Here is a 25207-nt window from a genome sequence, read left to right as displayed (position 1 = left end):
CTTTTGAAATTAAAACACGCCATGATACTACAAAAACCCTAATATAGGGCGATTAATGTTGCAAGGGTTCTAAGAGAACTTTAATGCCCCCCTTGAGCACAAGGGGGTTTTTTACATCACTCACTTTAACAAAACGCACATTATCGGGGACATTAATACTAATTTTTGAGGTTGCGTCTGCACTGCGTGTGAAATCAAGCATATGTAAAGACGCGTCAAAAAAGCTAATTTGAGGATGCCATACGGGGGTGTTGGCAACAATATTGAGTCGCCCCCCATAAGTCATGTCCAACCAATACTCCCCGCTAATTTCTTTGAGATCGAGATAGTTCCCTGAGGGTATGATTGTGGTCGTATTGGCAAGTTTTGGAATGCGCACCCCAAAATAATAGCTCCAATTCTGCAAACTATCCCGCTTGAGATCGGCAAAGATAAAACCCCTTTTGTGAAAGAGAGTGGCAATCAAGGTTGGATCAAGGGCGTATTCTGTTTTGAGGGCAAAAACTGCCTTGCTCCAAGAATCTTTATAGTTCACTTCTAAAATCATGAAATACGCATAACCCATAGAAGCGAGCACGGTTTGTGTAGTTTTGAGCAATAACAAAGGCGAGGTTTTGGCCTGAAAACTCACATAAAGCATACCCGGCTTCCCAAATTTTAGGGGCAATAAACCATTTTCCTTAAGAGTGTCTACGACTTTTTTAACCTGTAGCCTGTCTTGGATATAAAAAGCACGCCGGTTTTGAAACACCCTAGCAATAAAGTTTTTGTTGGTTTGATAAAAACGATTGCCCACAAGATTTTTGATTTTTTCATCTAAAAGATCCCCACTTAAAAGCGCAATAAAACTTCCAAGCAAGAGATAAAATCTGAGCAAAGGCATTAGCGACTCCACTCTTGGTAATGCGTATAACTCACACGCCGTAGCCCTTTTTTAGGCGTGTATAAAAAACGCAAGGGGCGTTCTTGATCAAAATCCAAAGTTTGGCCATTGGCTTCTAAAGATAAACTCCCATGCCCAAAAGCCAAAAGCCAACGATGTTTTTTGGTCTCTAAGCTAAAAGGTTCTTTGAGAGTCACTTGAGTTTTGCGTTTGGTGGTTAAGTCTATGGTTTCCATCCACATCTCTTCTTTGGGTATGATGAGGATGGTGTCAGGTTTTGCACTAGGAGTTTGCTGTGTTGAATCCTCTTTTTCTTGTGTGGAGGGCTGTTGTGCATTGTCTTGAGAAGGTGTTGTAGGAGTTTGCGTTGGCATGTCTACAAAATTAGTAGAGGGAGGAGGTGAAGGAGAGGAGGGGTTTTGTGGTGTAGGATTGTTCTGTAAAGTTGAAGCCTCAGATTGGCTTTGAGGGGGAGGGGTTTCTAAGACCTGTGGGGTTTGCTGATCGCTCTTAGAAGCCATAAAAGGCATCTTGTCGCGGTAGGTATAAACCCCTGCGCCCACAAGCAAGATCGCAAGCGCAACCCAAGCCCACTTAGAACTTTTTTTAGGTTGGAAAGTTTTGAGGATTTCAGGATCGGAGCGCTTGGTATCTACAAAGGGAAGTTCCTCTGAGGGAGGAGTAGTTTCGTTCTCTAAAGAGGGAGAAGCGGGGGGTTTTACAAAAAGCACTTTATCGTACTCGACAAGCCAATGACTCAAATCTAACTCATATTCTTTCTCTAGAATCTGCAAAAAACCCACTGCATGCACGCGTTGCAAGTCCTCAAAACGCTTGTCTAAAATCGCCTCTAGTTTGGGATTGGCAATTTTAGTGATCTTGTGAATCTCTTTGAGACCCTTTTCTTTTAGGAAAGCTAGGTTTTTATCCAGCTCATTGAGTTTGTCTTGTGTGTCCATTATCTTGCCCTATCCATTAAAATTGCTCCTGCTACACTCACATTTAGCGAGTCGATTTTACCTTCCATGCCAATGTTTACTAAAGTATCCATACGCCGCACCAACTTGGGAGCTAGACCTGCCCCCTCACTCCCTAAAAAAATCGCCAAAGGAGGTTTAAAGACCACTTGGCGCACATTCTGCCCCTCAATGTGTGCCCCATAACAATGCACGCGGACATCTTTGAGCCCCTGCAAAATGTCCAAAGGATTAGGGCAAACACAAAAAGGCACATCATAGAGCGCGCCCATACTTGCACGCGCCAATCCCTCAAAGGGCAGGGCTTTATCCATGATCACCCCATCAAAACCCAAACAGGCCACACTTCTAAAGAGCGCGCCCACATTCCCTACATCGCTCAAGCCACAGAGCACAAGGAGCTTATCCAAACTTTTAAGCACACCTAGAGCGCTAGATTTGGGCGGGAGAACCTTAGCCAACCATCCTTGATGATTGCCTCCCTTAGCCATCGCTTGGGCTTTTTTAGCATCCACACGCAAGAGCGCGCTCTGATACTTTTGTTGGTGTGCTTGTAGCAAGCTAAAGGTTTTTTTATCGATCTCTTTGAGTAAATAAAATTCCAAAATCTGACTAGGATGGTGTTTGAGTAAGTGCAAAATCACCTGCTTGCCAAAGACAATCATGCCAAACCCTGAGCATAAAGAGTTTTAGGGGGTATTCCCTTGAGTTTGCCTAATAACTTTGCCTTGATCTTGGGGGGCAAGTCCATCTCCTCAATATCTCTAAGAGAGAGGCTAGGCATCTCTTGTTGTGGCAAGAGACACACTAACACCCATTCCCCTTGCAAAGTTTTAGAGGGGACACTTTGGAGCTGTGTAGACACCTCCAAAATCGTGCCTTTAAAATGGCAGGCATGGAGCTTGCTCATCTCCTTAGTCGCAAAGACAATCCCTTCAGGACACATCAAAGCCAAATCGCCAAGAGTGTCTAAAAGTCGTTTGGGACTTTCATAAATTACCAACGCGCCCAGAGAGTTCATAAGGCTAGCGATTTTAGCGCGCCTAGCTGCACTCTTTGGAGGCAAAAACCCCACAAAATGGAACTCTGTAACCTCAAACCCACTCGCGCCATAAGCACTCACACAAGCACTAGGTCCGGGCAAAACCTCATAAGAAACCCCACGTTCTTGAGCAAAGCGCACTAGGCTAGCCCCCGGATCGCTCACACAAGGCATCCCCGCATCGCTCACAAAACCCACATGTTGGTTAGTGAAAAAACAAGGTTCTACACTTTTCAAAAACTCTTCTTGATTGTGAGAGTGAAAAGATAAAAAGCGTTTTTGGCGCAAAGACTTTTGCTTTTCTTTTAGCACTGACTGAACCCAATCCTCTTGTTCAAGCAAAAAAAGCAATCTTTTAGTTACACGCACATCCTCGCATAAAAGCACAGCGCAACTAGATAAAACCTCTAGACTACGCAGGGTAACATCTTTTAAATTCCCAATGGGGGTGGGTATTAAACTGAGCAACGGCTTATTGCATTTTGTATTTTTGGCGGAATCTCTCTACGCGTCCGGTAGTGTCAGCAATCTTATCACTGCCAGTATAAAAAGGATGGCAAAAGCTAGAAATATCAATGCGTAGCTCGCTTTTGGTGCTAAGAACTTCAATCTCCTTACCGCTTGTAACACAAGTAACCTTGCAAGGGACATATTCAGGGTGAATACCTTTTTTCATGCATTTTCTCCAAAAAAGTTTTCCGTATTCTAGCTAAATTTTGCTTAGTAATGGCCAGGCTTAAAGTGTTTTATAATAGCGCGTAAAAGGATTGCCTATGTTAGCCTAGTCAGGCAAAACAAATAATATTAGTGGTCAAAAGGTAATTTTTAGTCTATCTGTACCTAGAAAAAACTTTAAAAATTCTTGCAAAAATAAGAACAAAATACCTATTCTATGGGCTTTTTATGCCACAAATTAAATTGTTTTTAATTTTATGCAATTAATCTTGCCATCTTTCCACAGAGGACATCACAAGCTATGTCTTGCACTTGCAAGAGATAATGACGAAATGCAAAGGGCGGGCTTGCTAGAGTTGTTTGAAGAAGCCACAGAGATTCAAGAGGACTTTAAGCACATCTTAGAGTTATCTAACAAGAATAAAAGAATACTTACAGCAAAGTTTGCGGAAAAGATAGCAAAGACAGCACCAATAGCAAACCAAGCAACAAACCAAACTCAAGAAAGCTAATGGTGAAAAAAAGTTAAATAGGAGTTAGCAAGATGTTAGACATAGAAACTCTGCTATTCAAGAGGCGTTTAGGCTTAAAAACTCACCAACCTCCGTGTGATCCAAATGCGGACAGAAACGCTTAAGGCGTGCAATGCAACTGCCCTAAGCTACGATAGCTATCTATCTAAAATGAGTTTAGACATGGTGATTTACATTACTCGGTAAGAAAATCTGTTGGCACATGTGTTTGACACAATATGGTGTAGATTTTCAAAAGTATGATGCTAGCAACAAAAAAACATTTTACCAACGGTAGGAAAAGCCACTTAAACAATTATTACAAAACTGAAGCTACTTTAAGTTTATCATAAAAACTTGACTCAAAAAAACTTTAAGTTATTTTAACCGGCAACAACATAATAAAGCTTAAGATCAAGGCGATCCCACAAAAGATAAACAGACTAAAAAAGCTCATATGATGTAGACACACGCTAAAGCTAAAAGAAAAGAGTGCTTGAAATAGAGCAAAACTAAAAGTGAGCCAAGAAGAGGCACGCGCAAAGTGCTCTTTGCCCACCAAATGCAGAGCCATCGCATTAGTGAGCGCAACATTGCCCGTCGTGGTGCAACCCATTAAAAAAATGGAGAGATTAAGCCACACCAACTGGGAGGAAAAGGCAGGAATCAAGCAGGCAAAAGCCTTGGTCGTAAGCACTACAATAGAAGCTTGTTTGAGCCCGATGATCCTAGCTAGTAGCCCACTTAAAAGCGCACCACATGCAGAGCCAAAGCCAAAAAATGCCCAAGAAGCCCCCGCAGTATGGCTACTAAAATGCAGGTCGCGCACCAAATAATCCACCCAAAAAAGCGTGTGAGGCAGATAGCCAATGGCATTAAGCACATAGGAGATCATAAGCAAGAGGAAAAAGAACGAAGGCTTGAAGTTAGAGGTTTGGGAGGGGGATTTGGGAGGATGGAGGGGTTTTAAAGAGAAGAGAGCAAAGAAAAAAGCTAGCAGGCTCAAGCCCTCTAGTAAAATCCATGCCCAATGGATGAAGGGCGCAAAAAAGGGCAGCACAAAGCCGCTAAAGATCGCACCAATGCCAATCCCACTAAAAATAAATCCACTAACACTAGAGCGTTGCTTTTCTTTAACAAGGCTTAAAACCAGCGGACCAGCCAGCACCATCAAGCTTGCAGAAGCCACCCCAGCCACAAAACGCCACGCCCACGCCCACGCAAAAGGCAGAGAGTCAAAAAAGCAGGCAAAGAAACTTAGCGCGATGAGTAGCAGACTTAACTTAGCGATGAACTCTAGGCTTACATACCTTTGCAGAACGCCAATACTAAAGCTTCCAAAGATATAGCCCACTAAAATGGCGATGCCCAGCTGTAGGCTTTGATTAGGCGTAAGATTACCCGCCACAATGAGCATAGGAATGAGCACGACATAACCAAAACGCGCCAAGCCATTAGCCACAAAGGTCGCCAAAAAACAAGCAAAAATGCTCCAATTGTATGCTCCCGTTTTTGAATTTGACTCCTAATTGATTTTTAATCAAAGAATGTAAAAAGGAGTCTGATCAATACTTAGCCAACTACGCCCACACAAACAACCCAAACCCAAGCCATCTCACAATCGCTCATACCGATACAGGTTCCCAAAAAGACCAAACCATAACACAACAACAACCCCCTAAAAATTAAAGACAAGGAGGACGATCTCTTGGCGTTTGAAGTTGAGGATATTAAGGAGATGATAGGGACTAAGACTAAAGTCAGCCTTAAAAACCTCTCTAAAGTCGTTGAAAAGTTTTGGAAAAACATCAAAGTCGCTAGTTTTAGGGCACTCTGCCCCTATGCTAAAGAAAATGTCATGCTCTTTAGGAAGTTTCCTATCAACTATCACGACATGCAAAGAACCCAAGTTAAAAGCATGGAAATCCAAGTGAGTGAATACACCTTACTTTGGCCACCTAATCAACTATCTAAATGGTAACTTCACTCTTTTGAACTCTTGAAGTTCCAAAGCATCAGTGGGAAGTATACCAAGACCCTTTACCGCCTTCTTAAGTAATAGAAAAGTACAAATAGATGTACCTCCTAAAATGGAGGAGGATAAATAGGGAGTTGATGGGAGTATCATCAAACCTTTTAGTCATTAATGTTGAGCATGTCGTGCTCAATCCAGCTGTCCAAGAATTCCACTACTTTGAGCATCCTTACTATAAAAAGCTAAAACTAATGGTATGGACAATCGCATCACCTATATTCAATTCTATGTCCAACCACTCAGCAAGATCAGTCAATATCAAGAACAAACAAAAAGTTCTAACAAGGGAATGCGGTGCATGTGATTTTAGTGGGATCATTGAACCGATTGCCCGTTTATAATTGTGGTAAATATTATTAACACTAGGGTTGCTGAGACTTGTTTTAATATAGTCGGCAAAGCACGCAACATTGCTGAAAAACTCAATGTGATAAAAATTGGCTTGCTAAGCACTTAAATAAAGGGGGTTCAGTGATCTGTTTAATTTGCGCCCTTTTATTCATCAGTCCCCTATGGGCTGTCAGCGTTGATTTGGTCCAAGAAATGCAACAAGCCCACGCATCGGTGGTTAAAATCTATGAGCAAGATTTTAAAGAGCGTTACACGCGTATCAATCAAGACAAGGTCTTTTCGCATGCTATGCAAAAAGAAGCACCAGCCCTTGTCAAGCACCTGCAAGCCTTTGTCGATCACATCCCGCTTTTACAAGCCTTCCAGCCCAAAACCCCCAAGCAAGCCCAAATGATCCGAGCGCTCAAAGCCCTTGAGATGTATAACATTTTTAATTTGTTGCGCGACTCGACCCCCGAATTTTATTGCAACAACCATATGTCAAAGTGCAAGAAAATGAAGTTTCCCAAGCGTGTGAAACCCTTTGACGCTAAAAAACACACTCTAAAATTTTTAAGGGGCACAGAATTGACCTATGCCCCCTTGATTGAAGCCTATCATCAGGGTTTGGACTTCACTGATTATCTCTACTATTTGCAGGCATTGCAAGACAAGGATGATGACTCACCGTCCCTTTTTACACTTTGAATGACTATGGACGCTCGCGCAGATAGTTTGGACATGATCAAAGGTCCTAAGACCCCGGCCTTGCGCCACTATTTTGAGGATTTTAAATCCATCGGGACGCACGACAATGGCATGACTGACGACTTTACTTCCAATGTAAAGGATGCTGGCAAAAATGCAGAGGATGGTTACAGAGATTTTTTGGCCATCCAGATTGTCCGTGTTGTTGGGGGGGTCAAGGTCCAAGATTTAAACGCATGGATGGCTTATTACCAGGCGCACGATTTTGCCTTCTTGGGAAATGCTGCAAATTACTATGAAAGCAATATGGATTTGTATTGGGAAACTCTGACCCATGTGCGTATGGTCCTTGCCGAGGATGATTTTTATACAATTCCTTCTGTCTTCAAGCCAAAAGTCCCTTTGGCTAAAGCGATGCAACGCACTCTCACCCAAAACCCCACCATTTGTTTGCAACCCCAGTATTTAAACCAAGAAGCTAAAGCCGTTTGCTTGCAAATTTTTAAGCAACACACCTATAACCCTAAACCCTTACAAAAATACCTAAACTCCTTGCGCCTGATCTCCATTGATAACGCCCCCTGTGTGTATCTTAATTCTAAGGACAAGCTCCAAAGCTTTAAGTCTGACAACGCGATCTGTTTGGCGTTGCAAAAGAACTTAGAAAAGGGGCTTAAATGATCCGCTTGCTTCTCTTAGCTCTCTTACTCTTAAATCTGCAAGGCAAAGAGCCCCCAAGCCATAAAGACACCCCATTTCTCAAGGCATTTGAGGCACTTCATGACTACATGCGAAAATCCTTTATTGCGATATATGATGATCTAAAAAACCCGCCTGACAATCCAGTTCTCTTAACCGATCTGACTCAGACTATAGGAGATTACACAGATGCCTCCATCCCTCTAGCCAAAGCTGTAGCCAAGCAAGTCCCCTTATTTCAAGAGTTTAAGCCTAAAAACAAAAGAGAAGAGCTTTTCTTAGCCCATGTTAAGGATATGGCAATGCTCCATGTCCTAGACATTCTAGACATATTCTCTGCAAATATTGTTCTTGAGGCAAAACTCGATGATGTCATGTATATCCCAGACGCATCACCTACAGAAGATGCCCGCACATTTTTAAACGCCACCGCATGGATCTATGCCCCGCTTTTCAACGCCCACAAGGCTGGGCTAGATGTGATTGCCTATCTCCAACAACTCCATCGTATCTTTTCTAAAAAGCAGGTTAGTTTTGGAAATATCATTGACTTTAATCGAGCAAGACTTCAAGACTTAATGAAAAGACTTCAAGACTTGATGAAAAAAAATTTCAAAAACATTGTTCCCTATAAACCTTTTAGAGAACGCTTAGCTGAAGATATGCGTAACGCATGTTGCAGTACTAACAACATCTTTGATGAACTCTTTCAGGGAACATCTGGAGACTACAGGTATTGGGTCTCTATAGTTTTAAACACCATCTTTGATTTAGGGCAAACTCCATCTATCATGGCTAGTGTTTTTGGTCAAGGGGCAATACATGACAACATCCAACACCTAGACCCCGAACACCTTTCTGATCTCTTCATATCACGGGTGATCCCCTTAAATCGTAACGCCCCTTTTTACAACCGCTTAAAAAATGACAACCCCAAGATTTTAAAAGACACGCTCAAAGACCACCCCACCATGTGTTTAAACCCCAAATACTTAAGCCCCAAATCCCAGCAAACCTGCCAACAACTCTTTCAAGAGCAAACCTACAACGCTAAAGACATTCAAGAACAATTACACCTTGTGCGTTTGATTTCCATTGACAACGCGCCCTGTGTGTATCTTAACTCTAAGGACAAGCTCCAAAGCTTTAAGTCTGACAACGCGATTTGTATGGCGTTGCAAAAACATTTAGAAAAAGGAGCTTAAATGATTCGCCTACTTCTCTTAGTTCTCTTGGCTTTATTAAATTGCGAGCGTATAGAGCTGAATTTAAGCGTGTCGTAGAGTGGGGTAAGAGAGCTTTGGAAAAAGATTGTATAAAGTATGAATAAACGCTTCCATATCTCCAAAAGGCTACGGATGTGGGTGATGGGCTAGGGTTTTTGGAGTATGGAAAAAGGTGCACAAGCTATAGACTTAGATTGCGCAATTAAGGAATAAAATGACAAATATAATCAAAAGCCTATTTAAGTTAGTCTTAATTAGCATATGTTGCTTGGGGAGTGTGCATGCGAGCAAAGAGGCAGATCAATACTATTTAATCGCAGAAAAAGCCCTTAATCACGACTTTGACGATCAAAAGGCTTTTAAATACTATCAAAAGCTAGCTGATATGGGAGATTCTAGGGGTTATGTGGGTCTAGGGTATTTATATAGCAAGTCTATCAGGGTTGGTATAGATTATTCCAAAGCCATAGCATACCTTAAAAAAGCGGGGGATATGGGGAATGCTGATGGTTATTTGTTTTTGGGGGAGATATATAACGCTCATAGCACTTGGTACGATGCCTCTAAAGATGACTCTAAAGCCGCACAATACTATAAAAGAGCGGGGGATATGGGGAGTGGGGAGGCTTATTTTCTTTTAGGAGAGATGTACTATGAAGGGGAGATTTCTAAAGGTGCTTCTAAAGCCGTAGAATACTTTCAAAAAGCAGGCGATCTAGGATACACTAAGGGTTATTTGGCTTTGGGAGGGATGTATGGCAACGGAATAGATGTCCCTAAAAACTACACTAAAGCCGTTGCCTATTACCAAAAAGCAATTGACTTAGGCGATGCTGGTGGTTATTCGGGTTTGGGGGATTTATACCTCTATTTTAAAAACGATCCAAACAAGGCTTTAGAATACTACCAAAAGGCTTGCAAAAAAAGTGATGACCAAGTAGATTGTGAAGAAGCTGAAGCATTAGAACACCAACTCTCTTTGGAAAAGAAATAACTCTTTTAAGCCCCAAAAAGGTTGCGATCACTATAAAAATTTCATTCTTTGTAACGCCAAACAGATCTCATTGTCAGACTTAAAAGTTTGCAACTTGTCCTTAGGGTCTAAATACACACAAGGGCTATCATCAATAGAAATCAAACGCACAAGGTGTAATTGCTCTTGAATGTCTTTAGCGTTGTAGGTTTGGGATTGAAAGAGTTGTAGGCAGGTTTGCTGGGATTTGGGGCTTAAATATTTAGGGCTTAGGCACATGGTGGGGTGGTCTTTTAAGGTGTCTTTTAAAATCTTGGGGTTATCATTTTTTAAGCGGTTGTAAAAAGGGGCGTTACGATTTAAGGGGATTACCCGTGCTGTGTAGAGATCGGATAGATGTTCGGGGTCTATGCGTTGGGCGTTTTTATCCATGAAATCCCAAAATATGCGCCTAAATACACATGTGTCAGATACCCGCTCCCAAGCTATCCTCCCATCAAAGATGGTGTTCAGAACTATCGAAACCCAATAACTATAGTCTGCATGGTGGGCGAAGATTTGCATGGGTATATGCGCTTCATGCATATCTTGGGCTAAACGTTTTCTAAAAGGCTTATGGGGGACAATGCAAATCAGTATTTTTAGAAAAGATACGATGGAGTTGTTTAAGATAGGCAATCACATCTAGCCCTAGCTTGTGGGCATTGAAAAGTGGGACATAGAGCCATGCGTTGATATGTAAAAATTCGCGGGCAATAAATGTCTCCTTTTTTTCAAGCAAATCTACTACTATGAGGTCTAGGGCGTTAAACATGGCCATATCCTTCACATGGGCTAAAAAAAGCTCTTCTCTTGTGTTTTTGGGCTTAAACTCTTGAAATAAGGGGACTTGTTGCCCCACAGCTTTAGCTAGAGGGATAGAGGCATCGGTGTAATGCCGCATAGCCCAAGTCAAAGCGGGTAGGTATGCTGTATCTGGGTCATTTGGGCTATTAGGATCGTTTATGTCATTGTCTATCTTGGCGGAGGATTTTTGCATATAATTATAGAGTGCCTCAAATGCCTTGAAAAATTGGGCTTTTTGGGATTTGCCTATTGGAACAAAGATAGTCAATACATGTTCTTTTTCTTTGCCCTGCAGATTTAAGACCAAGAGAACTAAGAGAAGTAGGCGAATCATTTAAGCTCCTTTTCTAAATGTTCTTGCAACGCCAAGCATAGCGCATGATTGGATTTAAAAGTTTGGAATAAGGTAGCTTAGAACTTATGTAAAACTTCCATGAGAAAAAGCCATGTTGTAAAGAGTTCTAACAAGACGGGCTTAAAATCCCCAGCCCCATGTAAAACCCACCTACCACTACTAACCCATTAAAAAACCCACTCAGTGCGACTAGCAAAGTGAAAGTCGCGCTCATTTTACAGCCAAAAGCCCAACCTGTATGTTTGTAAATTTTGACAATGGGCAGAAAGGACAGCGCGCCCAAGAGCACTTCACTCAAAAGCGCTAGATAAGAGTGGCAAGCCATAATCAGCCCTGCCCCCACCAATGCGCACACTAAAAAAGTCAAAATAGGCATGAGCACCAACACCAGCCCTAAGAAAAATGTTTTAACATTCATGCACACCAAAGCTTTTTAACTGCATCTGCAATTTCACCCTAAAAATGTCTGCATCGCTAACATCAATATCTACAAAACTAAGGTTTATAAGAGAACCCCTCTAGGCAAACTTAAGTCCCAATATATGGCTTTAAATACTTTAAAGGTTCAAAAACAATTAATATGTACCACAAAACACATGTAGCAACCAAAACGCCCAAGAACCTCAAATCCCAATGAGCGTTCCTAATGGGGTATGTGCAGAGCATGGGAAAAAGCAGGAGGACATACATTACCAGTATCCCTGATACCGACATATCCCACTTAAGTCACCCGTATAAGGAAAAAACAGTGCTGATTAAAAGCGGTATAGGGAAAAGCCACCATTTTTTATCTCCAAAACACGCCCAAAAAAACAAGAGCCCCTACACTCAATAGGATATGTCCCATATACCTTATGGGAGGCGTAAATACACAGCAACACAGCACAAACCCCAGAGCGATGATTCTTAGAGAAATGCGTTTGTTAGGGCATAACACTAGAATGATAGCACCTATGTAGCCAAGCAAGCCAAATAGCATGATTGCCATTCCAGCTCCTACCCCATGATGATGGTGGTTAGGGATCATCATTGTATTGACGATAGCAAAGAACCAAATTGTATTAGCAAAATGCAAAGCTTTTTTAATAAATGCTTTGTCCATGAGAATCCTTGGCAACTTTTCTACCCCACTCTACAGCTCTTAAAGATCGGAGAACCTATAAAACCTTAACCCCACCATCATACCACCCCAAAATATTCCCCTGATTGTCTATTTCTACTTCTAAATTTTTGTATTTTTCGTAGAATTTAGGGGCTAGGATGTGGTTAAAGTAATCATCGCCCTTAGGGGTTCTAACCACAAGGATATTATAAGGAGACCAATACTTAGGAGTGTCCCAAGAGGTGTCGCTAAACATCGTGCTATATCCATACATAATTGTTGTTCCATTTTCTTGACGCTTGGGGCAATCTTCTTTAGAATATTCCTTGCCCTCATAGATATAAATATCCTCATCCCAATCTTTGTCAAAAGCGTTGGCATAGAAAAAGTTGTCCCTAAAATACACCCACGCTTGGTATTTGTCCTCTTTATAGTAGGATAGGTTGGTGGGGTAATCTATCCTGTGGTGATCATTATCCCAGGTGCATAGAAAATCCACATAACCTGCTAAAAATAGTTGCCCAATGGTGTGGATGTATTCGCTGGTATAGGTAGGCTTTGGTGTGTTGGTTAAAAGTGTGGGGTGGAGGTGATCTTGGGTGAATGTTTCCATCACCTCAAAGCTCTCATGCCTTGCATAAAATTCCGCATCAACTCTTCTTAAAAACAAATACTCAAATGCCAGCATAATCTCTGTTTTGTTGCGCTTGGACAAATAGGTTAAAAAAATGTCCATTCCAGAAAGATCGCGTTCGTAATTTGGACCATTCAAGGCTACATCTAACACTTCATCATTCCAGTATCCACTACCACCACGCTTATAAAAAAATATAGGATAACCCACCTCATAAATGACCTTGACTCTTGACACCGTTCTTCTCCTAAATCTTTTATACAGTCTTCTTATGCACAGGCAAAATATAGTGCTCCAGTGTGATAAAAAGGAGTAATAAAAAATTGGCTTTACTACTCTTTTTAATGCAATTCTCTTAGTTATGCGGACCAAAGAAAACCCATGCCGCAAAGCCCATGCCTCCTATTAAAATCACGCCATTAAGCCCGGCGATCGCCAAACAAGCCCACTTCCACACCTTGCTAGGTTTTGTGTCATCATAAACCCCATAAATTGTCCAAAAGGAGAACAAACCACAAAGGAGTACGCTCAAAAGCGCTAAAATCTCATGCCCCGAATGAAGTAATATGCTCCCCACTCTAGCGCATAAAAAAGGCGTTAAAAAGGGTGTGATGCCAAGCAAAACCCCTAAATAAAACCGATATATGCGCTTGATCCACTTCGTTGTATAACGCTCCAAACTCAACCTACGCTCCAAACTCAACCTATCATACACAAACAAAATGATGAGGGATATCAACACTAACCCCAAGAACAAGAAAAAAATTTTCAACATTAATCCTTACTAGGGCACAGAACGCAAGACTTAAATAAATAAGACATACCACAGCACCACAGCTAGAGCATAAAAAACCCCGCTAATGACACAACGCCACGCCCAAACTTCGCTAGGCGCATGGCGCTTGTAAATCTTAAAAATGGGATAAAAGGACAAGCCCCCTAAGATCAATGAAGCGATAAGGGCGAGGTTGAGATCAAGAGTAATAACAAGAACCAGCGCATAAAAGAAAATGCACGATGCAAAAGTAACAAAGAGCATGAGCACCAACTCCAAGCAAAACAATGTTGTCTTTTTCATTTTATGCTCCTAACAACGAAACGATTGCATGTCTAAAAGTAGCCCCCCTATAATCAGCAAGCCCACCACAACCATCATATTAGTGTACATACTGATCTTGCAATTCAAAGCCCAAATCTTATTAGAGGCGCTATATTGATAGATTTTGACAAGGGGCACAAAAGAGAGAGCCACTAAGAGCACATCACCCAGGCTAAACGCACATGGCAAGGACCAAAGTATATCATCGCGTCTGCACACACCCAAAAAGTCAAAAGGGGCATCAACACCAACACTGCCCCCAAGAAAAACGCCTTAGTCTTTTTCATAGCCCCTAAAATATCTTAGTCGGGCAACCTACCTATGTAGGGGTGCCCCAGTAGTAGCGCGCCCCAAACACTCAGGACAATACCTTCCGATACAACTATCTTTATCCTTCACAGGGTCTGTAGGACAAGGACTCTCATAACACATCCCCTCACACACGCACCGCTCTGCATAGCAAGGGCGATCCCAACGCCCCAGCCCCACAAAAACCCCACTCAGCACCACCAATAAGGTGAAAATCCCGCTCATCTTACAGGCAAAAACCCAGCCCGTGCGCTTGTAAATCCCAAAAATTAATAAAAGAAACAGCGCGCCTAAGGGCACTTGGCTTAAATCTGCTAAGTGAGAATGGCATGCCTTCACAAGTTGCCACCCGGCAAACAAACACGCCCCAAAAGCCAAGATAGGCATTAATACTAACGCTAGCCACAAAAACTCTAGAAACCCTTGTTTATTCTTCATCACCAACCTTTTTAATATGTGTGGGATGCTATCATATAGCAAAATCCCACGATCCCAACATTAACAATCCCACTCACCACACAGCCAAAAGACCGACCCGTGTGTTTATAAATCTCCCTAATGGGTAAAAAAGACAGCACGCCTAACACTGCCACGCTCGCACTCCCCAAAATATGCGCATGGCAACCACACTCATGCAATGTTTCTATCACCCCAAAACACATACACAAAGTGAAAAAGGGCATTAATACCAACACTAGCCCTGAGAGAGACGCTTCTTTAGTTTTTATCACTCACCTTTTCAATACACATAGGATGCGATCATATGGCAGAACACCGCCACTGATCCATTAAAACCCCCACTCACCACACAGCCAGAATGCCAACCTGTGTATTTGTAAATCTCTCTAATGGGCAAAAAAGACAACACGCCTAACACCGCTACGCCCACAAATCCCAAAATATGAGCATGGCAACCATAATCATGCAATGTTCCTATTACCCCCATACACATACACAAAGTAAAGATAGGCATGAGTACTAACACCAGCCCTAAGAGCACTTGTTTAGTTTTCATGGCTAACCTTTTAATGTAATTTTATATATGGAGTTCTATCATTATCATTTTTATATAGAGTAATATCATGGGGACGAGTATTACACTCCCTGCATTAACAATCCCACTCACCACACAGCCATCGAGCCAACCCGTGTATTTGTAGATCTCTCTAATGGGCCAAAAGGATAGCCCATATAACACCACTATACCCATTAAGCTTATATTTCCCAAAACCCCATCAGTGCAACCATCAAGCAATGCTGCAAACATCCCAATGCACATACACGCCGTGAAGAAAGGCATTAATACCAATACCAGCCCTAAGAGCACTTTTTTGATTTTCATCATCAACCTTTTTTTATACATGGAGTGCTATGTCAGCATAAGGCAGAACAGCACCACCCACCCGTTAACACCCGCACTCACCATACAACCATAAGACCAGCCTGTATATTTGTAAATCTCTCTAATGGGTAAAAAAGACAACGCGCCCAGCACTAACACGCTGATAAATTCCAAAACATTGGTATGGCAACCATAATCCTCTAATGTTGCGAACACCCCAAAACACATACACGCCGTGAAGAGTGGCATGAGCACTAAGACTACTCCTAAGAAAAACGCTTTCAATAGAAATCCTTACTAGGGCATATTACACATCGCAACGATAAATGAGATATACCACACTACCACAACCAAAACATTAAAAACACCGCTAACCACGCCACGCCACGCCCAAACTTTACTTGTAACTTTTATCGCCCTCAAAACTTTAAACCGCTTTGTAACGCCAAACAAACAGGGTTTTTAGAGGGGAGCTTTTGGAGCTTGCCCTGCGCGTCATGGGCTAAACACGGGGTTTTATCTATATTCACTAGGGCGAGACCGCCTAGCGCAGTTTGTAAAGCATGGGGGCTGTAGGTGCGATCTTTAAAGATATTTAAACACGCTTCCTGGAATTTTTGGCGCAGATACTTAGGCTTGAAACAGAGTTGGGGGTGTCTTTGCAAAGTCGCTACATCTAGTTCCGGGCTAGAGAGAGGATCGTCAAAGGTGTAGTAATAACTCTCAAACAAGAGTTCAAAGAATCGAGTCCCATATTGGATAAAGAAGGGGGCAAAGGTGCGCATCAAGGCATCCTCATCTAGGATCGGATTGACATCACTATCGCCTAAATGCCATTTCCATATCGCATAGGTCTCTGCATAATCCCCCTCAATGTATTCGCCCAAGAGGGCATAAGAGAGTTCTGGATTGACTAATCTATACGCCAGCTCCGCAATTTTGAAATCCTTAAAGAAAGCTTGCACGGGCAACATGGGTTTGGGGCTTTTTTGTTCGTGTTCTGAAAAGTAGTCGATCACATCTTTAAAGCTGGAGGGGTAAAAGGGGTGGGCTTGCAGGGCGTCTATATAGGTGTTGAGATTCATACCCTGCTGGTGCGCCTCAATCAAGGGAGAGTAGATAAAATCTAGGACCTTGAGATAATCTTGCAACACCTGTTTAAGAGGGATATGTCTTGGATGTTCACTTTTATCATCTAAGAGCGAGCCAAAGAGCAAGGTAAAAAGATGCATGAGCTCAAATTTTTTTAATTCTGTTACAAAGTGCTCCTCTTGCTTATCTCTGGGTTTTAATTTTTGTAAAAGAGGGATTTGATCGATAAATCCGTATCCTAGTTTCTCTAAAGTGGGCAAATCGTCTAGCACAGCATCGCTTGTGATGAGACTACGCCCCGGATCATGCGCCTTATGACCCTTGTACATGAGCCTTTTTATTTGCTCGGCGATTTGGATCAAGCGATCAAAGGGGGTAGGCTTGTAGTTGTGAGCCAAGTCCAGCCAAATACGCGTGTCAAAATCTTTTTGTAAGCGTTGTTGCAGGGCTTGGCAGAGGGCATTTTTGGAGGGAAATAGCTGGAGTTTGTTTTGCGGGTTTAAATACGCGCATGGGTTGTCATGCACAGAAAACAAGCGCAGGTTTTGGAGCTGGGTTTTTAAAATCTGGCTGTCCAAAGAATTAAGTACAAGGATACATTCTTGTTGGAGTTTGGGGGTTAAATACTTGGGGTGTAGGCAAATGGTGGGGCGATCTTGCAAAAGTTGGGGGGTGATGTCTTGCAAATCCAGATAAGCGTCTACATTAGTGCTCATATCTAGCGCGCGCACAAAATGCAGGACTTTGAGATAATCAAACTCTTGTAATGCCTGCGCGCGTGTGCTCACATCAGTAAAAATCCGTTGTCTATCCCAATAACCCAAAGTGATCTCAGACCACACATGATCATAGACAGACACGAGAAAACGATTATAGAGGCGATACACCCCTTGCAAGTCGCTTATAAAGGGGGCTAAAATCCCCTCCTTGTTGAAATCCACAGAATACTCTAGGGCACCGCCGCCTGCGTAGTTGCTCACCTCGCGCTTAATGCACTTTTTATCAAAATTATTTTGGCAGCGTTTGAGCTGATAGGGCATGTCCTCTCCAAAATTTGCAGCAAGACTTTTCAAATACTCCCTAAGGTTTAGCCCTGCTTTGTGGGCGTTGAAAAGCGGGGCATAGAGAAGACTGAAATCGGTTAAAAACATTTGCGCAATGGTTTCGCGCTTCTCCTCCATGTGATTTTGGATCAAAAGCACCAAATAGAAAGCTTCTAGGGTTTTAAGTGTCTGTAAAAAGCGCGCTTCTTGGGCATCTTTGGGTTTGAAGGCTTGGATCAAAGGCACTTGATCTAGGACTTTTTGGGCTAAATTCATCTCAATGTCCCTGACTTTCAAGGGGTCCTCCTCCTGTGGGTTTTTGATGTATTCTTGGAGGGTCTGGAGGGCTGTAGGCAGGGCAGAGGTAGGCTGGGGAGTAGGCTGGGGTGGGGTAGGTTTTTGGACATGCGTGCATGCCACAAACAACAAAACTATCATAAACAAGCGCACCATCAAAATTCCTTATTTAAATGTTTTTGCAATGCCAAACATAGCGCGTTTTTAAATTTAGAGCAAGACCTTGTCTTGAGAGCTTGTAAGATTCTTCAAAATTGATCTAAATTCTTTATAATGCCCGCGCTTGTGCGCATAAGTAATATAAAGGATTAGAAAATGTGCAGACTTGATAAGAAATTCCATATAACACTCAAGCGTCTTTTAATCTTGTGGGGCTTGTGCTTGGCATGCCTTGTGGCTAAGAAGATACAAGGGATCGATGGGCAAGCTATCCTAGAACAAAACCACATTCTAGGCAAGGTGGTTAAATCTGTGGAAACAAGTCTATATCACGATGGTTACTCTTATAGTCCGGGTTATAAAGCGCTGATTGTGGATTACAAGGGCAAATGGGTGGCGTGGTGGATAGATAAACAGACTCTCAGGCTGACTAATAAAAGACCAGATAATTACTATGGTGCTGACCTAGATAATGACATAGCCGCGCATAACCAGGCCATGCCCTTAAAGATGTATAACATCCTGACCAATACGACAGGCACTTCTTTTACTAACTTTATTGACTTTAATGAAACCCTACTTTCTTTAAAACCCTTGCAAGGCACGCGTTGGCAGAGTGCTACCTTTGATGGTCCCAGTGTGTGGCTCATAGATGAAAACACCACCCAAGCTATAGAGGTTGCGCAAGCCTTTGGAGATAATGCCACTCTTTTTAATCAAATCAACACGCGCGTCCAACAATTAGACGCTAAAAACGCCCCCCTTCTCTTTGGCTCTTTTTTTAAGGTGTTGCCTAAATCCTGTTTGGATCACTTCCCCTCTGCTAACCCCCAAGCCCCCGATCTCTATCTTGTTTTAAATTTTGATAATTCTGATCTGCATTACACCAATCTCTACCAACGCACCAAAGAAATCCTTGACAAATTTCCCACCATTGTAAAACGCTACCGCGTCCATGTCTTTGCCCTAGAACGGGACATTAGCTATTGTGATATACCAGACACAGGCGATGATCCCCTTAAAGACTGCGGTATCGTTGGTAAATATAAAACCAATCCCCCCTGTAAAGCCCTTTTTCAATCTTACCAACAGCTTAAAGAACAATTCCACGCCACTTCCATTAAAGGCGCTTGTGGTGTCCCCGATGGCCAGCTCGCAGAAGAACCTAAAGGTTCTAAAAAAGTAGCTGATACGGGCAGGGGTTGGGAAACCTTTCTCTTTGGCATTCAAGAAAAACACAATGAGACACCCGGATATATCGACAACGACAACCCCACCCCCTATATTTACAGCCCTAAAACAGGGCTCATCAAAGCACGCGATTTTTTAAAGAGTTTAGATACTCCTATGGGAGATAAGCCCCCCACAAAAGCGCAGGGTTTAAGTGCCTACAAGGTTGTAAAAAAGGCTAGCTTGAAACATGCCCCTTTTCAAATCGTGCTATTGCAAGACAAACAAAGCCGTGAGCAAAGTGCATGGCTATATAGTCCCCAAGCCAAGTTGTGGTTTAAACCCGGGCGCGTGCGCAAACTGCATGAAAACGATCAAGCTCTCTTGAATGATTTTGCAGAAGAAGCATCCGCCTATAATTATGTGAAAACCTATGCCAAACCCCTAAAAACCTTTTTCCAAAAAGCCCATAGAATCGATCTAGTGCCCAAGAATGCCAAGAAAAATTTTTATGTGATTGTGCAAGCTTCGCCTAGCTATGCCGATGGGATTGCAGATTATAACACTCCCATCAATCTAGTCTCTAAGATCATAACAAAGGTCCAACAAGGGAATGCGGTGCATATCATCTTAGTGGGGTCATTGAGCCAATTGCCCACCGATGATTGTGGCGATCATGCTTGTGATTTGGATGAAACCACTTGGGCTGCTAATACTTGTTTCAACGAAATTAGCAAAGCGCATAATCTTGCTGAAAAGCTTGATATCATTAAAAATTGTGGTGCGGAGGATCCTGATAGTGAAGAACCCGGGGATAATGCCATTGGTGCTAACACCATCAATTTAACAGACGATGACACGGGCATGTTTGAAGCGCAAGGCTGGAAGCATTTCAACGAGTTTTTACCAGACCCCGATCAAGAATAAAATCTTTGCCATGCCAAGCACTCAAATAAGGGAGCTTCAATGACTCGCTTGATTAGCACCCTTCTACTCATCAGCCCCCTATGGGCTGTCAGCGTTGATTTGGTCCAAGAAATGCAACAAGCCCGCGCATTGGTGGTTAAAATTTACTACCAAGCTTTCAAAGAGCGTTGTGATCGCGTAGAGAATGGCATGGTCTATTCAGTTGCCATGCAAAGGGAAGCACCAGCCCTTGTCAAGCACCTAAAAGCCTTTGTCAATCACATCCCGCTTTTACAAGCCCTCACACCCAAAGACCCCAAACAAGCCCAAGCCATCCAAGCACTCAAAGCCCTTGAGATGTTTAACCTCGCTGCTCTTTTGCGCGATTCTACTCCCGGTATTGATGATTGTAATGATTCTCCAGAGCATCCAGAGCGGGTTAAGCCCTTTGACGCCCAACAGAACGCGTCAAAATTTTTAAAGAACATAGAGTTGATCTATGCCCCCTTGCTGGAGGCTTATCATCAGGGTTTAGACATGGCAGATTATTTACAGGCACTGCACGCCAAGTTTGATCCGCTTTTCCTTTATAATTATTGGTCTAACATGCAAACCCAAGAAGATATTTTAAATATGACTAAAGGTGCGAAGACTCTGACTATGCGCCATTTTTTTGAGGATTTTAAGTACATTAATGTGCGCAATGATTTGAGCGGTTACAACACCAATATTTTTGATGTGGAGCCTACCAGTCAAAATTTTTTGCAAGATCAGATCATCAGTGTTATGGGTGTCAAGGTGCAAGATTTGGAATTATGGGTAACTTATTACCAAGCGCGCACCAAGACTTTCTTGGGGAATAGTGCCGATCAATACACCAGCAACATGGGTCATTATTGGGAAATTGTTACCAATGTGCGCGCAATGAAAAACCCTTGTGGCAATGGTTTGATGTTTGGTGGCAGTGGTTTGATTTCTGCAGGCGATCCAAATTTCCATAATTTTGTAGAAGCGATGAAGGACATGACAGCTGCGATGCAATTAACTCTGCCCAAAAACCCCACTCCCTGCCTGCAACCCCAGTATTTAAACCAAGAGGCTAAGGCAGTGTGCCTACAAATCTTCCAACAACACACCTACGATCCTAAACCCTTACAAAAATACCTAAACTCCCTGCGCCTGCTCTCCATTGACAACGCCCCCTGTGTGTATTTGAACTCCCAAGACAAGCTACAAGCGTTTAAGTCTGACAACGCGATCTGTTTGGCGTTGCAAGAACATTTAGAAAAGGGGCTTAAATGATCCGTTTGCTCCTCTTAGCTCTCTTGGTGTTCAATCTGCAGGCTAAAGAAAAGGTAGTAACCATCTTTATCCCAATAAGCACGCTCCAAGAATTCCAATTTTTCAAGGCGTTTAAGACACTCTATGATTACATGCAAAAATCCTCTGCCAAGATAAAAGATGCGTGCGAAAATGTCCCATTAAATAACAACTACGACTATACTCTGGCTCAGATTATGGCAGATTATACAGATGCCTCCATCCCCCTAGCCAAAGCTGTGGTTAAGCAAGTCCCCTTGTTTAAAGAGTTTAAGCCCAAAAACCAAAGAGAAGAGCTTTTTTTAACCCATGTTAAAGATATGGCAATGTTCCATGCCCTAGACCTCATAGACATGTCGCTTGAAGAAAAGGCTACATTTGTTGCCCACGAATTTTTACACATCAACGCATGGCTCTATGCCCCGCTTTTCAACGCCCACAAAGCGGGGCTAGATGTGATCGCCTATCTCCAACAACTCCATCGCATTTTTTCTAAAAATGGTGATCTGCGTCGTATGAGAAATATTTTTGTTTTTCATGAAAAAGGGCTATATGAAGAACAAAGAAAAAACATTATTCCCTATAAGCCTTTTAGAAAACGCCTTATTCAAGATATGCATGAAGTGGATATACCCATGGACATCTTCGCCCTTCGTATAGACTATCCTTCTTGGGTTGCGCTCGTTATGAACACCATCTTTGAGGGGGGGATATCTGCAAACCGGATACCTGACAGACGCACATTTTGGGACTTCATGGATAAAAACGCCCAACGCATAGACCCCGAACATCTCTTTGATCTTTATCTAGCGCGGGTGTTCCCCCTAAATCGCAACGCCCCTTATTACTACGACAGCTTACAAAATCCCAAGATTTTAAAAAACATGCTCAAAGACAACCCTACCATGTGTTTAAGCCCCAAATACTTAAGCCCACAATCCCAACAAATCTGCCAACAACTCTTTAAAGCCCAAACCTACAACGCTAAGAACATTCAAGAGCAATTACACCTTGTGCGCTTGATTTCTATTGATAATAGCCCCTGTGTGTATTTAGACCCTAAGGATAAGCTCCAAGTTTTTAAATCTAGTAACGCGCTATGCTTGGCGTTGCAAAAGATGAAATTCTAAGGAAATCTATGCCCTTTTTACTTTGGATGGGATTACTCTTTCTCCCCCTGCTCGCAAATCCTATTCAAGAGATGCAGATATTGTATGAGCAGGCGCACCCTCCCTCTTTGCACGCCTTTTTGACAAACCTAAGTCCCCAAAGACAACAAATACTTCAGCTAGCCCAAAGTGTTGCTATCCATATTTTAAAGCAGTTCAAGGCAAGCACCCCCAAAGAGCGTGCCATGCTAGAAGCGATGCACCTATTTAGCACGCTTGCCCTCTTAGAGCTTATTAAAGAATCCATGCCAGATAGCCCAGAAGTGCCCTCTTTTAGCAAAACAGCTAAACAAATAGCTTTAGACTTTTCACAAATTAACGCGTTTCTCTATACCCCTCTTTTGCAACTCCAACAACACGGGATTAACCCCTTTACACACATCGAGTTTATCCATCACTACACCAACACACACGCATGTTGGACTCCAGATTGTTTAAACATGGATGAGATATGGCAAGACACAGATAGCCTAGAAGTAGGCGTATATAATGACACCCCCCATAAAAGCCCCGCACTTATCCATCTATTCCAAGACTTAGACACCGGGCTTAGTGTCTATGGGATTTTAAATAGATTGATGGGCTTGGGTGATGACAGTCCTACAACACTTGTTGTCGATTTTTCTCAAGCGCTAGGCGATCCCAATCTAGCCACACTTTTATACCAGCTTTTAGATTATCACTACTTCCAAAGTATCCACTTAGCTAAGATGGGAAGAGCTTACCTAAAGATACTTGCCCAGCTTAAGAGCGCGCCTAGTCAAATTGAGAGCACCCCTGAAATCTGTTTATATCCCTCTTACTTGGATTCTAAATTCCTAGACCTCTGCTTAAAAAGTTTCCAAAACCCTAGCAAAACCCTAATCCAGCGCATGCAAAAAAAGCTCAAAGAAGAACGCTTGATCACCCTAGATTACATTCCTTGTTTATATGACAACCCACACCAACAAATCCAAGCCTTTAAATCTAATAATGTGTTATGCTTGGCGTTGCAAAAGAATTTAGGGAGAGAGTTTCAATGATCCACTTCATTAGAATCCCATTACATGATTCTGCTATGAATTGTAGGTATCAATCTGAACTGGCAAACAACCATGTTAGCGCCTACAGATTACGCGCCCAGACTTAAATCACTCGCGGAGAAAATCTATATGAAGATATTTTTAAGAATATTGCTGTGTTTTTTAATTTGCTCTCTAGTATCGTTACAGGCTATGGACGATCGCAAAGCGATGGAGCAGGTCAAGCAGTGGTTGCGTGATTTTGTGCCCAAAAAGACGAATCAAGATGCCGATAATTACTATATGATCAGTCCCCAAGCAGAATGGAGTGTGGAGAACAAAACCCCCATTGAGTTCAAGGGTGAAAAATACACCTTTCTTTACGCCAAAGCTAAATTTTATGCCAATAATGAAGCCACTAACAATGCGTGGATGTGCTCGGGTGTGTTGTATCAAGGCAAACTTTACAAGGGTTTTTGTTTGGAGGGTTTTAATGGTATTTTATTTACCCAAGTTGTGGAGCATAACCAAGAACCTTATTTGGTTTTAGTGCTTGGAGGGGGTTTTGATTATTATAAGCGACCCACATTGCCCATTTTGGCGTTTAGAATCATCGATCGCACCTTTTACCTAGATTATTATGGCGCACAGAGTGCTTATACGAGAATCGATCGCTATTGTCTTTCCCAAGACGACCCAAAGGGCGCGCATAAAATTGCCATGGGCGCGCTCAACAATAGCCTTTTAGCCCAACTGCAAATGCGCTCTAAAGATCGCCTCTGTGGTGTTGAAAATCCTCCCCAACAATCTCCGGTGGATGTCATGATGGGCGATCGCTCCTACCGCTTGATCCAAATAGTCCCCTATTTTTACTTGGATAACACCCCTCTAGCAGGTTGCGACTATATCCAGATTCCAGGTCTTGGATACAACGCTCTATGCCATGGCGCACAGGTGCAAACTAAATTCACCCATAAGGGGCGGTTTTTGACCCTAGAGGATTATTGGCAGAATAAACCCACCTCCAAACCTTTCGCTAAGGCTTATAAAGGTTTCATCACTTTAAAAGAAATCAATGGAACTTTGTATTTATACCAGTATAGCCAACAAGTTTCCCAAGTGGAGACTAAGAGCGCTTTTAAAGAACTCGTGGGCACAGATATTTTTTACAGACAACCCAGAGACGACCCTAGTGCTAAAAATTTAATCAAATGGGATCAGGTAAGCATTTCTAAACTCTCCAAACTTGAAACCGAGTGCCGTTTCCGTGGACTGTGTGAACGCCGATGAAAAAGATATTGGG

Annotated in this window: 31 protein-coding genes; 11 read left to right on the top strand and 20 right to left on the bottom strand. The window is 42.4% G+C overall.

Annotated elements, in window-relative coordinates:
* Positions 1-52 precede the first annotated feature (52 nt).
* Genes HFELIS_RS00400 through rpmE form a run of 5 tightly spaced genes read right to left on the bottom strand, consistent with a single transcriptional unit; the run spans position 53 to position 3578 of the window.
* Positions 53-883 (bottom strand): hypothetical protein, encoded by an 831-nt coding sequence (locus HFELIS_RS00400; RefSeq protein ID WP_013468554.1) that lies wholly within the window; start codon positions 881-883, stop codon positions 53-55.
* The gene (locus HFELIS_RS00395) at positions 883-1842 is read right to left on the bottom strand and encodes a hypothetical protein (RefSeq protein ID WP_013468553.1); all 960 of its coding nucleotides are present in this window, start codon (positions 1840-1842) and stop codon (positions 883-885) included. The genes HFELIS_RS00400 and HFELIS_RS00395 overlap by 1 nt, the downstream gene beginning before the upstream one ends.
* Positions 1842-2525 carry a TrmH family RNA methyltransferase gene (locus HFELIS_RS00390; RefSeq protein WP_013468552.1) on the bottom strand — a complete coding sequence of 228 codons (684 nt, stop codon included), beginning with the start codon at positions 2523-2525 and terminating at the stop codon, positions 1842-1844. Before HFELIS_RS00390 ends, HFELIS_RS00395 begins: the two co-directional genes overlap by 1 nt.
* Positions 2522-3370 (bottom strand): 16S rRNA (cytidine(1402)-2'-O)-methyltransferase, encoded by an 849-nt coding sequence (gene rsmI / locus HFELIS_RS00385; RefSeq protein WP_013468551.1) that lies wholly within the window; start codon positions 3368-3370, stop codon positions 2522-2524. Before rsmI ends, HFELIS_RS00390 begins: the two co-directional genes overlap by 4 nt.
* A 4-nt stretch (positions 3371-3374) precedes the next feature.
* Positions 3375-3578 carry a 50S ribosomal protein L31 gene (gene rpmE / locus HFELIS_RS00380; protein ID WP_013468550.1) on the bottom strand — a complete coding sequence of 68 codons (204 nt, stop codon included), beginning with the start codon at positions 3576-3578 and terminating at the stop codon, positions 3375-3377.
* Between the two features lie 346 nt (positions 3579-3924).
* Between rpmE and HFELIS_RS09005 the strand changes: the two genes are divergently transcribed.
* Complete coding sequence (locus HFELIS_RS09005; RefSeq protein WP_158305092.1) at positions 3925-4089, top strand: hypothetical protein; 165 nt, start codon at positions 3925-3927, stop codon at positions 4087-4089.
* Between the two features lie 373 nt (positions 4090-4462).
* Here HFELIS_RS09005 and HFELIS_RS00370 read toward each other — a convergent pair whose 3' ends face one another.
* Complete coding sequence (locus HFELIS_RS00370; protein ID WP_041302659.1) at positions 4463-5578, bottom strand: YbfB/YjiJ family MFS transporter; 1116 nt, start codon at positions 5576-5578, stop codon at positions 4463-4465.
* 219 nt (positions 5579-5797) lie between these two features.
* Here HFELIS_RS00370 and HFELIS_RS00365 point away from each other — a divergent pair, with 219 nt between their 5' ends.
* From HFELIS_RS00365 to HFELIS_RS00340, 5 genes are all read left to right on the top strand, one after another.
* Positions 5798-6070, top strand: coding sequence for a hypothetical protein (locus tag HFELIS_RS00365; protein WP_041302658.1), 273 nt, complete (start codon positions 5798-5800; stop codon positions 6068-6070).
* A 525-nt stretch (positions 6071-6595) separates the two neighbouring features.
* Positions 6596-7162 (top strand): hypothetical protein, encoded by a 567-nt coding sequence (locus HFELIS_RS00355; protein WP_013468547.1) that lies wholly within the window; start codon positions 6596-6598, stop codon positions 7160-7162.
* A gap of 6 nt (positions 7163-7168) precedes the next feature.
* Positions 7169-7843, top strand: a complete 675-nt coding sequence (locus HFELIS_RS09275; protein ID WP_231844178.1) for a hypothetical protein — start codon at positions 7169-7171, stop codon at positions 7841-7843.
* The gene (locus HFELIS_RS09150; protein ID WP_013468545.1) at positions 7840-9066 is read left to right on the top strand and encodes a PAS domain-containing protein; all 1227 of its coding nucleotides are present in this window, start codon (positions 7840-7842) and stop codon (positions 9064-9066) included. The genes HFELIS_RS09275 and HFELIS_RS09150 overlap by 4 nt, the downstream gene beginning before the upstream one ends.
* A 235-nt stretch (positions 9067-9301) precedes the next feature.
* Positions 9302-10081, top strand: a complete 780-nt coding sequence (locus tag HFELIS_RS00340) for a tetratricopeptide repeat protein (protein WP_013468544.1) — start codon at positions 9302-9304, stop codon at positions 10079-10081.
* 30 nt (positions 10082-10111) lie between these two features.
* Here the strand turns inward: HFELIS_RS00340 and HFELIS_RS09270 are convergent, their stop codons facing one another.
* The 14 genes from HFELIS_RS09270 to HFELIS_RS09265 all read right to left on the bottom strand — a co-directional run bounded on the left by HFELIS_RS09270 (position 10112) and on the right by HFELIS_RS09265 (position 18335).
* Positions 10112-10492: a hypothetical protein gene (locus tag HFELIS_RS09270; protein ID WP_013468543.1), complete on the bottom strand. Its 381-nt coding sequence runs from the start codon at positions 10490-10492 to the stop codon at positions 10112-10114.
* A gap of 181 nt (positions 10493-10673) precedes the next feature.
* Complete coding sequence (locus HFELIS_RS09140; protein ID WP_013468542.1) at positions 10674-11240, bottom strand: hypothetical protein; 567 nt, start codon at positions 11238-11240, stop codon at positions 10674-10676.
* A gap of 127 nt (positions 11241-11367) precedes the next feature.
* The gene (locus tag HFELIS_RS00325) at positions 11368-11679 is read right to left on the bottom strand and encodes a hypothetical protein (RefSeq protein ID WP_013468541.1); all 312 of its coding nucleotides are present in this window, start codon (positions 11677-11679) and stop codon (positions 11368-11370) included.
* A 369-nt stretch (positions 11680-12048) separates the two neighbouring features.
* Positions 12049-12363, bottom strand: a complete 315-nt coding sequence (locus HFELIS_RS00320; RefSeq protein ID WP_013468539.1) for a hypothetical protein — start codon at positions 12361-12363, stop codon at positions 12049-12051.
* Between the two features lie 55 nt (positions 12364-12418).
* Positions 12419-13234 (bottom strand): hypothetical protein, encoded by an 816-nt coding sequence (locus HFELIS_RS00315; RefSeq protein WP_013468538.1) that lies wholly within the window; start codon positions 13232-13234, stop codon positions 12419-12421.
* 118 nt (positions 13235-13352) lie between these two features.
* A complete protein-coding gene (locus tag HFELIS_RS00310; RefSeq protein WP_148229921.1) occupies positions 13353-13694 on the bottom strand; it encodes a hypothetical protein in 342 nt (113 codons plus the stop codon).
* A gap of 108 nt (positions 13695-13802) precedes the next feature.
* Positions 13803-14075: a hypothetical protein gene (locus tag HFELIS_RS00305; RefSeq protein ID WP_013468536.1), complete on the bottom strand. Its 273-nt coding sequence runs from the start codon at positions 14073-14075 to the stop codon at positions 13803-13805.
* Between the two features lie 173 nt (positions 14076-14248).
* Positions 14249-14383 (bottom strand): hypothetical protein, encoded by a 135-nt coding sequence (locus HFELIS_RS09455; RefSeq protein ID WP_267891029.1) that lies wholly within the window; start codon positions 14381-14383, stop codon positions 14249-14251.
* Between the two features lie 28 nt (positions 14384-14411).
* Complete coding sequence (locus tag HFELIS_RS00300) at positions 14412-14843, bottom strand: hypothetical protein (RefSeq protein ID WP_013468535.1); 432 nt, start codon at positions 14841-14843, stop codon at positions 14412-14414.
* Positions 14844-14854: 11 nt separating this feature from the next.
* Complete coding sequence (locus HFELIS_RS00295; RefSeq protein WP_231844177.1) at positions 14855-15136, bottom strand: iron transporter; 282 nt, start codon at positions 15134-15136, stop codon at positions 14855-14857.
* A gap of 8 nt (positions 15137-15144) precedes the next feature.
* Positions 15145-15420, bottom strand: coding sequence for a hypothetical protein (locus HFELIS_RS00290; RefSeq protein ID WP_013468533.1), 276 nt, complete (start codon positions 15418-15420; stop codon positions 15145-15147).
* Positions 15421-15441: 21 nt separating this feature from the next.
* A complete protein-coding gene (locus tag HFELIS_RS00285) occupies positions 15442-15747 on the bottom strand; it encodes a hypothetical protein (protein ID WP_013468532.1) in 306 nt (101 codons plus the stop codon).
* A gap of 27 nt (positions 15748-15774) precedes the next feature.
* Positions 15775-16032: a hypothetical protein gene (locus tag HFELIS_RS00280; protein ID WP_013468531.1), complete on the bottom strand. Its 258-nt coding sequence runs from the start codon at positions 16030-16032 to the stop codon at positions 15775-15777.
* Between the two features lie 134 nt (positions 16033-16166).
* Positions 16167-18335, bottom strand: coding sequence for a hypothetical protein (locus tag HFELIS_RS09265; RefSeq protein ID WP_013468530.1), 2169 nt, complete (start codon positions 18333-18335; stop codon positions 16167-16169).
* A gap of 159 nt (positions 18336-18494) precedes the next feature.
* Here HFELIS_RS09265 and HFELIS_RS00270 point away from each other — a divergent pair, with 159 nt between their 5' ends.
* From HFELIS_RS00270 to HFELIS_RS00250, 5 genes are all read left to right on the top strand, one after another.
* Positions 18495-20435, top strand: coding sequence for a hypothetical protein (locus tag HFELIS_RS00270; RefSeq protein WP_013468529.1), 1941 nt, complete (start codon positions 18495-18497; stop codon positions 20433-20435).
* A gap of 39 nt (positions 20436-20474) precedes the next feature.
* Positions 20475-21716 (top strand): hypothetical protein, encoded by a 1242-nt coding sequence (locus HFELIS_RS00265; protein WP_013468528.1) that lies wholly within the window; start codon positions 20475-20477, stop codon positions 21714-21716.
* A complete protein-coding gene (locus HFELIS_RS09260; RefSeq protein WP_013468527.1) occupies positions 21713-22864 on the top strand; it encodes a hypothetical protein in 1152 nt (383 codons plus the stop codon). Before HFELIS_RS00265 ends, HFELIS_RS09260 begins: the two co-directional genes overlap by 4 nt.
* Positions 22865-22872: 8 nt before the next feature.
* On the top strand, positions 22873-23925 hold the full coding sequence (locus HFELIS_RS00255) for a hypothetical protein (protein ID WP_013468526.1): 1053 nt from the start codon (positions 22873-22875) through the stop codon (positions 23923-23925).
* Between the two features lie 192 nt (positions 23926-24117).
* Positions 24118-25194: a hypothetical protein gene (locus tag HFELIS_RS00250; RefSeq protein ID WP_148229920.1), complete on the top strand. Its 1077-nt coding sequence runs from the start codon at positions 24118-24120 to the stop codon at positions 25192-25194.
* The last annotated feature ends 13 nt before the right edge of the window (positions 25195-25207 follow it).

It is taken from the genome of Helicobacter felis ATCC 49179, from assembly GCF_000200595.1.
Taxonomy (GTDB): domain Bacteria; phylum Campylobacterota; class Campylobacteria; order Campylobacterales; family Helicobacteraceae; genus Helicobacter; species Helicobacter felis.
This window is presented reverse-complemented; position numbering and strand designations above follow the sequence as displayed.